This window comes from Kocuria sp. 2SI (genome assembly GCF_005502825.1).
GTDB lineage: Bacteria > Actinomycetota > Actinomycetes > Actinomycetales > Micrococcaceae > Kocuria > Kocuria palustris.
The window spans coordinates 54,161-66,102 of record NZ_SCNB01000009.1 but is presented as its reverse complement, the minus strand read 5'-3'; the positions used below and the strand labels follow the sequence as shown (position 1 = coordinate 66,102).

8 protein-coding genes are annotated in these 11,942 nt (G+C 70.4%); 5 read left to right on the top strand and 3 right to left on the bottom strand.

Annotated features, from left to right (window positions below; translation table 11 throughout):
- Positions 1-27 precede the first annotated feature (27 nt).
- From leuS to FFS25_RS06930, 3 genes are all read left to right on the top strand, one after another.
- Entirely contained in the window at positions 28-2,541 is a 2,514-nt protein-coding gene (gene leuS / locus FFS25_RS06940; protein WP_137802357.1) for a leucine--tRNA ligase, read from the top strand.
- A gap of 1 nt (position 2,542) precedes the next feature.
- Positions 2,543-3,532, top strand: a complete 990-nt coding sequence (locus tag FFS25_RS06935) for a DegV family protein (protein WP_137802356.1) — start codon at positions 2,543-2,545, stop codon at positions 3,530-3,532.
- Positions 3,533-3,665: 133 nt separating this feature from the next.
- Positions 3,666-4,778, top strand: a complete 1,113-nt coding sequence (locus tag FFS25_RS06930; RefSeq protein ID WP_137802355.1) for a ComEA family DNA-binding protein — start codon at positions 3,666-3,668, stop codon at positions 4,776-4,778.
- Between the two features lie 57 nt (positions 4,779-4,835).
- Here the strand turns inward: FFS25_RS06930 and FFS25_RS06925 are convergent, their stop codons facing one another.
- The 3 genes from FFS25_RS06925 to FFS25_RS13750 all read right to left on the bottom strand — a co-directional run bounded on the left by FFS25_RS06925 (position 4,836) and on the right by FFS25_RS13750 (position 7,107).
- Positions 4,836-5,048: a hypothetical protein gene (locus tag FFS25_RS06925; protein WP_006213258.1), complete on the bottom strand. Its 213-nt coding sequence runs from the start codon at positions 5,046-5,048 to the stop codon at positions 4,836-4,838.
- A 214-nt stretch (positions 5,049-5,262) separates the two neighbouring features.
- Positions 5,263-6,648 (bottom strand): calcineurin-like phosphoesterase C-terminal domain-containing protein, encoded by a 1,386-nt coding sequence (locus tag FFS25_RS06920; RefSeq protein ID WP_249933806.1) that lies wholly within the window; start codon positions 6,646-6,648, stop codon positions 5,263-5,265.
- A 15-nt stretch (positions 6,649-6,663) separates the two neighbouring features.
- Positions 6,664-7,107 (bottom strand): metallophosphoesterase N-terminal domain-containing protein, encoded by a 444-nt coding sequence (locus FFS25_RS13750; protein WP_249933805.1) that lies wholly within the window; start codon positions 7,105-7,107, stop codon positions 6,664-6,666.
- A 535-nt stretch (positions 7,108-7,642) separates the two neighbouring features.
- Between FFS25_RS13750 and FFS25_RS06915 the strand changes: the two genes are divergently transcribed.
- Together FFS25_RS06915 and FFS25_RS06910 are read left to right on the top strand one after the other, a co-directional pair.
- On the top strand, positions 7,643-10,252 hold the full coding sequence (locus FFS25_RS06915; RefSeq protein WP_137802354.1) for a DNA internalization-related competence protein ComEC/Rec2: 2,610 nt from the start codon (positions 7,643-7,645) through the stop codon (positions 10,250-10,252).
- 121 nt (positions 10,253-10,373) lie between these two features.
- Complete coding sequence (locus tag FFS25_RS06910; protein WP_171004125.1) at positions 10,374-11,804, top strand: RelA/SpoT-related domain-containing protein; 1,431 nt, start codon at positions 10,374-10,376, stop codon at positions 11,802-11,804.
- The last annotated feature ends 138 nt before the right edge of the window (positions 11,805-11,942 follow it).

The window sequence follows — 11,942 nt, the reverse complement described above, 5'->3', positions numbered from 1 at the left end:
GCAGCCCCGGCGGATGAAGGCAGGCACGTGAGCACGCAGCAGGATGGCCAGGAAGAGACCGGGCAGGTCTGGGACGCCCACGAGCTCGAGGCACGCTGGCAGGGCTGGTGGGAGCGCAACGACGTCTTCCGTCCCCTCGACGACGGCTCCAAGCCGCGGCGCTACGTGCTGGACATGTTCCCGTACCCGTCGGGCGACCTGCACATGGGCCACGCCGAGGCGTTCGCCATGGGGGATGTGGTCGCCCGCTACTGGCGCCAGAAGGGCTTCGACGTCCTGCACCCCATCGGCTGGGACTCCTTCGGGCTGCCGGCGGAGAACGCGGCGATCAAGAACAACGCGCACCCGGCCGAGTGGACCTACCGCAACATCGAGACCCAGAAGGCCTCGTTCCAGCGCTACGCCATCGCTGTGGACTGGTCCCGGGAGCTGCACACCTCCGATCCCGAGTACTACCGCTGGACGCAGTGGCTGTTCCTGCAGTTCTGGCAGCGCGGGCTGGCCTATCGCAAGAACTCCCCGGTGAACTGGTGCCCCAAGGACCAGACGGTGCTGGCCAACGAGCAGGTCGTCGACGGCGCCTGCGAGCGCTGCCACACGCCCGTGACCAAGAAGCCGCTGAACCAGTGGTACTTCAAGATCACCGACTACGCCGATCGGCTGCTCGATGACATGGACCAGCTCGAGGGCGCCTGGCCCGAGCGCGTGCTGTCCATGCAGCGCAACTGGATCGGACGCTCGCAGGGCGCCCACGTCTCCTTCGGGATCGTGGACCGGGACGCCGACGACGCGGCGGCCGAGCGAGAGCTGACCGTGTTCTCCACGCGTCCGGACACGATCTTCGGCGCCACGTTCTTCGTGGTGGCAGCCGATTCGCAGCTGGCGCAGGATCTCGTGGCGCAGGAGCACGCCCAGGAGCTCGACGAGTACCGCGAGTCCCTCAAGGCCGTCTCGGACATCGAGCGCCAGGCCACGGACCGCACCAAGACCGGCGTGTTCCTGGGCCGCTGGGCCGTGAACCCGCTCAACGGCGAGCGCCTGCCCGTCTACGCCACGGACTACGTCCTGGCCGACTACGGCACCGGAGCGGTCATGGGCGTGCCCGCCCACGATCAGCGCGACCTCGACTTCGCCCGCGCCTTCGGCCTGCCCGTGCGCGCGGTGGTGGACACCGGGGCGGAGGACCCCGCCGAGACCGGTGCGGCCACCGGCGGCGACGGCGTCCTGATGAACTCGGGAGAGCTCGACGGGCTGAGCAAGGACGCCGCGATCGACAAGGCCATCGAGCTGCTCGAGGCCGCGGATGCCGGTGCTCGGCACATCAACTACCGCCTGCGCGACTGGCTGCTGTCCCGCCAGCGCTTCTGGGGCGCCCCCATCCCGATCATCCACTGCCCGCAGTGCGGCGAGGTCCCGGTGCCCGAGGACCAGCTGCCCGTGCGGCTTCCGGAGGATCTCAAGGGCGAGCAGCTGGCGCCCAAGGGCCAGTCGCCGCTGGCCTCGGTCGAGGACTGGGTGAACGTGGCCTGCCCGTCGTGCGGCGGGCCCGCCCTGCGCGACACCGACACCATGGACACCTTCGTGGACTCGTCCTGGTACTACTACCGCTATGTGTCCCCGCAGGACGAGACGGCCCCGTTCGATCCGGAGCCCGTGCGCCGCTGGGGCCAGGTGGATCAGTACGTGGGCGGCGTGGAGCACGCGATCCTGCACCTGCTCTACGCCCGCTTCTACACCAAGGTCCTGTACGACCTTGGCATGATCGACCACGACGAGCCCTTCGCCCGCCTGCTCAACCAGGGCCAGGTGCTCAATCAGGGCAAGGCCATGTCCAAGTCCCTGGGCAACGGCGTGGACCTGGGCCAGCAGCTCGACGCCTTCGGCGTGGACGCCGTGCGCCTGACCATGGTCTTCGCCTCCCCGCCGGAGGACGACGTCGACTGGGCGGATGTCTCCCCGGGCGGCGCCCAGAAGTTCCTGGGCCGCGCCTGGCGCGTGGGTCAGGACGTCGCCGCCTCGGGCAGCGCCGTCGACGCCGATCCGGCCGGCGGCGACGTCGCCGTGCGCCAGGCGACCCACCGCGCGGTCGCCGAGGCCGAGTCCGCGCTGGAGAACCGCAAGTTCAATGTGGTGATCGCCAAGGCGATGGAGCTGGTCAACGCGCTGCGCAAGGCGATCGACTCCGGGGCCGGTGCCGCCGATCCCGCTGTGCGCGAGGGCGCCGAAGCGGTGGCCGTGCTGCTGTCCCTGGTGGCTCCCTACACGGCCGAGGACATGTGGCATGCCATGGGCCACGACTCGGCGGTGATCGATGCCGGCTGGCCGGTCGTCGACGAGTCGCTGCTGGTGGACGACACGATCACCGCCGTCGTGCAGGTCAAGGGCAAGGTGAAGGACCGCCTGGAGGTGCCCGTGGACATCGCCGAGGACGACCTGCGCGAGCTCGCGCTGGGCTCCGAGGCCGTGCAGCGGGCGATCGGCGACGCCGAGATCCGCAAGGTCATCGTGCGGGCCCCCAAGCTCGTGAACATCGTGGTCTGAGATGTCCGGCCAGCGCAGGATAGCGGTCGTCACCGACGACGCCGCAGCCCTGCCGCAGGAGTGGGTCTTCCCGCCGGCGGGCGGGACTGCCGGCGCAGACGTCGCGGGCCAGGACCCCGAACGCACGGAGGGCGCGGCGGACGCGTCGTCGGTGCTGACCGACGAGGACGAGCGCGCCGTGGCACGCTCCGGCCGTCCCGGGCTGGCCGTCGCGGCCATGCCCGTGTCGGTCGATGACACCGATCTCGACCAGGACCGCGACGACTGGCTCGCGGTGGTCGAGGAGGCCCTGGCGGTCGGGCGCAGCGCGGTGACCTCTCGGCCGTCGCCGGGTCAGCTGCTGCGCCAGTACCGTCAGCTGGAGGCGCAGGGCTACGAGGGCATCGTCTCGGTGCACTGCTCGGCCCAGCTCTCCGGCTCCGCCACCTCGGCCCGGATCGCCTCGGCTGCCGTCGGGATCCCGGTGGAGATCGTCGATTCGCGCACGATCGCCATGGCCGAGGGCCGCGGCGTCATGGAGGCGTGGGAGGCCGCCGGCACAGGGGCCGATCTGGCAGAGACGGCCGAGGCGGCGCGGGCCGGCAGCGCGGCCAGCCAGCTGCTGCTGTGGGTGCCCGGGCTCGACGCGCTGCGCCGCGGCGGGAGGATCCCGCCGTCCGTGGCTGCGCTGGGCTCCATGCTGCAGGTGCGCCCGGTGCTGCGTCTGGTCAACGGCCAGCTTGCGATCGCCGAGCTGCCCATGACCGAGCAGCGCGCCCGCACGAGGCTGCTGCGCCGAGCGGGTCGTGCGCTGCGGGATTCCACCCGGGACGTCCCCGAGGTCACCGTGCACCACCTGCTCGACGACCACGGCCAGGAGCGCGCCGAGGAGCTCGCCGAGCAGCTGGTGGCCGAGCACTGTCCCGACGCCCGCGCCCGCTGCGTGCCCATGCCCGCGGTGCTCGCCGCCCACGCCGGTGCCGGGGCGCTCAGCGTGATCATCCACGGCTGAGCCGGGCGACTCTGCCGCCCCCGCGCCTGCCTCGCGTCTCCACAGCGACGGGGTTCTCCCAAGCGCGGGGTGAAGCCTCTGCTGCGCACCTGCGCGGCCCGCCGGGATCCTGCTGCCGCAGTGGACTGGGGGCATGACCCCTGTGACCCATCGCGGACGGCGCCGTCTGGAGCGAGAGCGGCCCGTCGAGCGCCTGCGCGGACTGCTGGATGACGACCTGCGCGCCACCGGCCACGGCCTGCCCCACGACGACCGCCCCGAGGACTGGGTGGAGGACTCTGCCTCGGCACCCGAGACCGAGTCCGCGGAGTCGGCACCTGCCGAGAGCGGAGGGGCGGCCGCCAGGCGCCGACGGCTGCTCGCCGCGCCGCCCGCGTCGGGGTCGAGCTCGTCTGCGGAGCCCCTCGGGCCGAGGGCACTGCCGCTGGATCCCGACGAGCAGCCCTGGGTCTCGCCCATCCGCGCGCGTCTGCCCTGGGCCACACTGGCGATCGCGGGTCTGGTGCTGGTCCTGGTGGTGGTCTCGGTCCTGCTTCGCGGGCGCGAGCAGGAGGCCGTGGTCTCGGCTCCGTCCTCCGCAGGACCCGTCGTGGACGAGCAGGCGGGTGCCTCGCAGGCGGCAGCGGAGGGCGGATCCGTGGAGGGGGCGGGAGCGCTCGGTGCGGCCGGAGACGGAGCCAGCGCAGGGACAGCCGACGCACCGGCCTTCGGCAGCCCGGTCACGGTCCATGTGGTGGGGGAGGTGGGCGAGCCCGGGGTGGTCGAGCTGCCGGCCGGGTCCCGCGTGGCCGATGCGGTGGAGGCCGCCGGCGGGCTGAGCGAGTCGGCCGTGACCGATGCGGTGAACATGGCGGCCCCCGCGGCCGACGGTGTCCAGATCGTCATCCCGGACCAAGCACTGGCGGAGCAGTGGGAGCAGGACCCGCCGACGCCGTCCTCGGGATCCGGCGGACAGACTGCCACCGGCAGCGCTCAGGCCGGATCTGCCGCCGCAGGATCAGGGGCAGTCGCAGGCGGGAGCCCCGAGGAGGGGGCTGGGCCTGCGGCCACGGGCGCAGCGATCGATCTCAACACCGCCACGGCTGCACAGCTCGAGGAGCTGCCGAAGGTCGGACCCGTTCTGGCTCAGCGGATCGTTGAGCACCGAGAGCAGATCGGCGGATTCCGCTCGGTCGAGGAGCTCGATGACGTCTCCGGTATCGGTCCGGCCATGATGGAGGCCATCGCGCCGCTGGTCACCGTGTGAGAAGGCCCCGACGGCATCCGTCAGGGCCTTCTTCGTGCGCTGAGGGCTCAGGCTCGATCAGGGGGCGGTGTCCATCTGGGCGAACTGCACGTGGGTCTGCCAGTCCTCGGCGGTGATCGGTCCGGGGGCCGGAGCCTCGGAATCCTCCGAGACGCCGGGGGTGAGCAGCGTGAAGGACAGGCCGGCCCCCAGCGCAGCGACCGTCACGAGCTGAAGCGGCCGCTGGTGCTTGGACTGGGGCAGGAATCGCAGGAGGCGAAGCTGGGCCATGATGCTCCTCGGGTGCTGATCTCGACGCCCCGGCCGGGGCCGGGCGCTGCGGGGCTGCACTGCTGGTCAGAAGCAGAATGCGCCCTGCAGGTGTCCGGAACGTCGACGGCCGGTCTCCCGGAGCCGACCCCCGGACGACGGTTCGGCGACGCTCAGGCGAACGGACGGTGACCTGGTCCGCAGCGCCCGAGGGCAGCCGAAGCCGGAGGCCGCCTCAGGAGGTGACCGTGAACGTGATCCGCTCGGTCGTGGAGACGCCGTAGCGATCCGTCTGCGTCACGGTCGCCGTGTGCTCGCCCGGAGCGAGGTCCTCCGGCAGATCCAGACGCCACAGGTGACCGGAGGCCTCGGCGACGGAGCCGCCGTGGACCAGCTGCTCCAGGGCAGCCGCCGGATCCGAGAACTCAGCGCCCACGCGCTTGGACTCGCCCTCCAGCTGCTGGGTGCGCTGCGCCTGCTGAGCCGGGCGGCCGTCGATCGAGACCGAGACCTCGGTTCCCGTGCCGCCGGCCCACACGTTCGTGGTCAGCCACGACTCGCCCAGCTCGTCCGCCGAGACCTCGAGCGGGGTCTCGAAGGCGGGAGCCTTCCCGACATTGCGACGGTTCGCGTCGTACCAGTCGCGGTAGGCCGGGGTGTTCAAGCCCAGGGACATCTGCTCCGAGGCCGCCCGCCCGGTGCCGATGAACGAGTCCTCGTACCGGTTGCCGTGGGCCTCCAGCGTGAAGACGCCGGGGACGGCGCCGTCGCGCTGCAGTGCGGTCGGGTAGCCGGCCTCCGTCACGCGCCCGGTGTACCAGTCGCCGGAGATCGCTCCTGCGGTGATGTGGTCGAACGGCAGCTCGTCCACGCCGTAGAGGCTCTTCCAGCCCTCCATGGAATCGCCCTCGCGCATGACCTCCAGCGTGTGGCTGTGCCCGCCGAAGGCGACGGCCGGGCGGTCGCCGATGATGTCGTGGATCGCCTGGACCTGATCCACCTGGTGGCGGTCCGAGCCCTGGTCGTGCCAGTTCAGCAGCGGGATGTGCGTGGCCAGCACGATCAGCTTGTCCTCGGGGGTGTTCGCGATGTCCTGGCGCAGCCATGCGAGCTGCTCATCGTCGATGCCGCCGTCGTACGTGCCGTTGTAGGGCGCGCCCTGCGAGTACTGCACGGTGTTCAGCGAGACCACGTGCACGTCGCCGGCGTCGTAGGAGTAGTAGTCCGGACCGAACTGGGACCGGTAGGTGTCGAAGCGGTGGTCGTAGTCCGCGTCGAGGTCCAGGTCGTGATTGCCCGGCAGGAAGCGGGCGGGTCCGTTGAGCAGCGACGTCAGTTCGCGGGTCTGGTCGTACAGGTCCAGGTCATCGCCGACGATGTCGCCGATGAACAGCGCACCGCAGCCGGTGAAGTCGGTGCGCTGAGCAAGGTCGGCGAAGGCCCCGCGCAGGGCGTAGTCGACCTCCTCCTGCGTGTAGGTCTGGATGTCGCCGCCGATCAGGCAGCGCTGATCGCGGCTGAGCGTGTCCGTGGTGCGCGCCAGCGGGAAGTCGACGGCATCGGGCAGCGGGCCGGTCGGGTCGATGCCGCCGTAGCGCAGCTCGGGGGAGCCGGCGGGCATGTGGGTGTAGAAGAACTAGGCCACGTTGTCCACGTCCACGGGGACCTGGTAGCCGGCCGGCTGGGTGAGGAACACCGTCTCGCCGTCGCGCACGGAGATCTCGTAGCGGCCCTGGCGATCGGTGGTGACGATCTCGCGGCCGTTGGAGACCTCCACCCCGGCGATCCCGCGCTCACCGGGGTCTTGCTGCGAGTTGCGGTTGCGGTCGTCGAAGACGGCGCCGTCCAGGACGTCCTGGTCGGCATCGGGACCGGCGGTGACGTCCACCTGGCCGCGGAAGGCCTTGCCGTTCCAGTCGTCTGCGGAGGTGGAGGAGCGCGACGGCTCCTGGGCCAGGGCTGGCGCTGGCGCGAGCAGGGTGAGGCTCAGCCCCGCGGTGAGGACGGCGGCGCTGAGCGCGCGTCGTGGGCGAAGATCACGGGAACGGTCAGTGCTGGGGTGGGAGAGGTGCTGGGACATGATGCTCCTGACGGGTGGTGCGGAGGATGCAGATCCGTGCTCGACAGGGCCGGGGAGCGGACCCTGATCGGCCCTCGGCGGGGCGGACAGGTCCAGGCTGACCTGGGAAGATGTCCTCCGCTCCACCTGAGGGTCGACAGCAGTCGACCACTTCCCGTCCCGGTGCCGACGCCTCGGGAAACACTCGGTGCATTGACGTCTGGAGCTGCGCGGGGGTCTTGACGCACGTGGCTCGGTGCTGCGACCTGCGTCGCTGTCGCTGTCGCTGTCGCCGTCGCAGCGAGGAGCGGTCGGGCCCTCGCGCCTCCACAGGGGACTCGTCCGAAGGCCGGCCGGACGGGGGGCCTCTGCCCGCCTCAGCTGAGGACTGCCACGCAGGAGGCACTGGTGCAATGCGCCGGTGACCTCCTCCCGCCGTCCCGCCCGCGCCCTGCCTCCACGGGGTCGGCAGGAGCCGGGATCTGAACGGGGACGTGGCCGACGGAAGCCGGGCAGACCGAGTGGCGCCTCCGGAGCGGGTCCCGAGGCTCCAGGCGTGCTCGCGCGGCTGCTGCTGCACTCGCAGGAGATGCCCGAGCGGTGGGCGCTGGCACACGGCGCTCGCCGGGAGGAGCGCCTCGAGGCGGCCCAGAGGGCGCTGCGCCCCACCTGGGATCTGCGCCTTGTGCCCGTGGCGCTGAGCGCGTGGGGAGCCGCGCTGCTGGGGACGTCGCAGTCGGAGTCGGTGGGCGCTGCGCTGGCAGCGGTGCTCGAGGTGGATCTCCTGCTGCTCGTCGCAGCGGGACTCGCCATGGTCCTCCTCGTGGCCGTGTTCGCTCGTCGGAGCGGGCGCAGACTGCCCGGGGGAGCAGCACCGGGCTCGCCTCGCGGCCGGACACTGGCCGCCCTGCTGCCGACGGCCGCATTGTGCGCGGTGGTCGTCGCGTGCGTCCTGCTGCGCGCGGGCACCCAGCAGCTGGCGGCCGCCGAGGACATGCGCGGGATGGGCGCAGATGCGCAGCGCGTGGTCGTCGAGGTGACCGACCGACCCGTGACATGGCAAAGCGCCACCGCCTCGAGCTTCGGGCCGGGACCGGAGGAGGGCGGCGAAGCCTCCAGCGGGGTCGTCGTGCCGGTGCGGCTGAGCAGCGGAGCCCGGGCCACCGTCTTCGCCCAGGACGGCCGGTGGGCGAGCCTGCGCAGCGGGGACCGCGCGGAGGCCGTGGTGAGCGCCCCCGAGATCGAGCAGACCGACCTGCAGCTGCGCAGCACCGGGCCGCCGCAGCCGATGACGGAAGCCCAGGACCGCCCGTCCCTGCTCGAGACGGCCACCGAGCGCTTCGCTCTGGCCGCACAGGCCCGCGGACCCGATGCCGCCGGGCTGCTGCCGGGGATGACCTACGGCGACCGCAGCGGACTGGACACCGGACTCGAGAAGGCCATGAAGGTCACGGGCCTGACCCATCTGACCGCCGTCTCCGGCTCCAACTGCGCCCTGGTCATGGCCCTGGCCGGCCAGCTCGCCCTGGGGCTGGGCGCCCGTCGGCGGGTGTGCGTGATGATCGGTCTCGGCGCGCTCGGGCTGTTCGTCGTGCTCGTGGGACCGGACCCCTCCGTGCTGCGCGCGGCGGTGATGGGAGTCGTGGCCGCGCTCGCGGTCCTCTCCGGGCGCGGACCCGTCTCGCTGGCCGCGCTGTCCACGGCCATGTGCGTCCTGCTCGTGATCGATCCGGGCCTGGGCCCCGAGTTCGGCTTCGCCCTCTCCGTGTGTGCCACCGCAGGGATTGTGGTGACCGCCCGACCGCTGACACGGGTCCTGGAGCACCTCATGCCCACGGTCCTCGCGATCGTGCTCGCCGTTCCGCTCGTGGCCCAGCTGTGGTGCGGGCCCGTGCTGGCGCTGCTGACGCCCACCGTGGCCACCTATGCCGTGCCCGCCAACGTGATCGCCGCCCCAGTCGTCCCGCTGATCACCGTGCTCGGACTCGCAGCTCTGATCCTGCTGGGGCTCGGAGGGCCCGTGGGGGAGGCGCTGGGCTCGGCGCTGCTGGAGCCGGGATCGTGGGCGGTGGGGGTGATCGCGCGCTCGGCCCGCTTCTTCGCTGGGCTTCCCGGCTCCACAGCTCCCTGGCTGGGCCCGCCTGCTGGACCGGTGCTCATGCTGATCCTCAGTGCGGGGATGGTAGTGGCCCTGCACCGCCTGGATGCCCGCTGGTTGGAGCGCTCCCGCGTGGGCGAGGTCCGCTCCGGACCGGCACCCGGCCCCGTCTCCGAGGCTGCCTGGATCCGGGCCCGACGACGCGAGCGGGCCTGGCGCAGCGCCGGGCTGATCGTGATCGCGACGGGCATCGCGGCCCTCGTCGCGGTGCTGCGCTGGCCGGATCAGCATGCGGAGCAGTGGTCGGTGCTGGCCTGCGACGTCGGCCAGGGCGATGCCGTGCTGCTGCGCGGCCGCCAGGACGACCGCGAGTCCACGGTGCTGATCGATGCCGGGCCCGATCCGGGTGCGCTGCGCGGCTGCCTGAAGGACGCCGGGGTCGAGCACCTGGACCTGCTGGTGCTCACCCACGACCACGCCGACCACGTGGCCGGCGCCGAGGGCCTGGGGCAGTTCGTGGAGATCGATCGAGTGTGGTGGTCCTCGGCCTCCGGGCGGGCCCCCGAGGAGCTCGCCGGACTGGACGACCGCGCCGCCCGCCCGACGATCGGGCAGCGCTTCGAGGGCGCGGGGCTGGAGCTGCTCGTGCTCGCTCCGGATCCTGCGACGACCCGGATCAGCCCCGAGTCCGAGGACGAGAACAACGCCTCGATCGTCCTGCGCGCCGAGGTCTCCGACGACTCGCAGCGCTTCTCGATGCTCGCCGCAGGGGACCTGGAGGAGTCGGGGGCCGGGGCCCTCCTGCGGTCGGATCCCTCTGCCCTGGATGCGGATCTGCTCAAGGTCTCCCACCACGGTGCGCGCAACGGCGGGGTCGAGATCATCGACGCCGCCTCACCCAGCCTGGCGCTGGTCTCCGTGGGAGCGGACAACGACTACGGGCATCCGCATCCGTCGATCACCGAGCACCTGGCGCAGGGCTCGATCCCGGTGGCGCGCACCGACCGGATGGGTGCCGTGGCGATCCGCGTGCAGGACGGGGCGCTGGTGGCGGAGCACTTCGGCTGAGGCCGTTCGCCGCGGACTGATCGATGCCTTCTGATTCGTGGTCGGTTGTGCAGAGGTGCAATAGATGTCAACTTCAGCCTCGATCTGGCCAGGGCAGAAGCGATGTGCAACGATCCGTGGCATGACCGGTGATTCGCAGAACCATGAAGACCAGAGCTCAGACAGTGCGCAGTCGGTGCAGATGGTGCCCCAGCACGTCTGGGAATTCGTGAATGAAGCCGAATCCCTGAGTCGAGTCGCCGACCAGATGCAGGGCTATCTCTATGAGCTGTCTACGGATGCGCTCATCCCTGTGCACACCATCGATGCGCGCGCAAAGAGCCTGAAGTCATACATGGAGAAGTGCGAACGGAAGGACTCGCGGGGCAGGCGAAAATACTCGGATCCGCGATCGCAGATCGACGATTGCGTTGCGGCTCGGATAATCGTCTACACCACGCGAGCCAGGCAGGACTTTCTCGACCTGCTGAAGACCCGGCTCGTCACTCGTGATCACCAGAATCCTGGCGAGAGCAAACGGAACGGATATGACAGTGACCATCTGGTGGTGACCGGGGTCGATGGAGGCGATCTCAGTTCAGCCTATGCAGATCTCTCAAATTTCCTTCGTCAAGGGCGAGGCCTCGAGGTCCAGATCCGAACGGTTGCCGGCCATGCCTGGGCAGAATATGAGCATGATGTCAGGTACAAGTCCTCGGCGTACCGGGATCTCGACGGAAACGCTCGGAACTTCGTCGACCAGAGGTTCATCGAGGCCGGCGGGCTGCGACGCTATCTGGACAATATATTCAATGAGATCGACCAGTATCTGGTACCGAATGTCTTGGCCGCAGATGAAGCTGCCGAGGATGACGGGCCGTTCGCCGATGGGGATTCTCCGGACGATGGGGACGGAACTCCTCTGAGCATCGAATCGCTGAAGGGTCTTCTGGGTTCGCGGTACCCTGAGGTCGAAGTCGGTGAGGAGAATGCTCTGCATGATCTCATTCGGCATGTGGAGTCATTGGGGATTCGCACCACGTCGGCGATCGAATCTGCGCTCGAGCGCGTTGATTCCGAAGACGTCGCCACTCTGATGGACTATCCCAGTGAGGTCTCGGGTGTGCGCCTTCTCGATGATGAGCTGCTAGCAGTTTTGACACGTCGATATGTGGATGCCGCCCAGGACGAGACCCGGAAGCAGTTGCTGGAGCTGCGCCTTCGGAGGGTCTTTGGGAAATTCGCGATCTATGTGATCGAAGAGGATGGCGAGAAGATCGCCGGACCGATCGCGGGGGCGCGTGCTGTGAGGGTGTTGGCAGGTCTGGTGGCCCAAAGACTCGGGCCGGAAGCGGCGGTGATAGAGGGTGCGGTCGGGCTCGAGGAGGAGGATCTCAACAAGTCCACAACCCCCCGCTTCGTCGAGGCGAGCGAATCGGGCGTCTATGTGGCAAGCAACCTGGCGAGGTCGTATGCCGAGTGGCTGATGCGGGAGCTTCATGAGCGGCTTCCTGATGATTCTGTGCGAGTGTTTCGTGCTGGCGATCAGCTGCTCCCTTCGGCGAGCAGCTGAGACTTTCCCTGTGCGTCCGCTGCGCTGGAGCAAGCGGCGCGGCGGAGTCTCGGCTATCCAGGCGCCGACCTCAGCCACTTCACGGATCCTCTGTGGCGGCTGAGGCCCGGAGGCTGTGGGAACCCTTGTGCTGTCGGT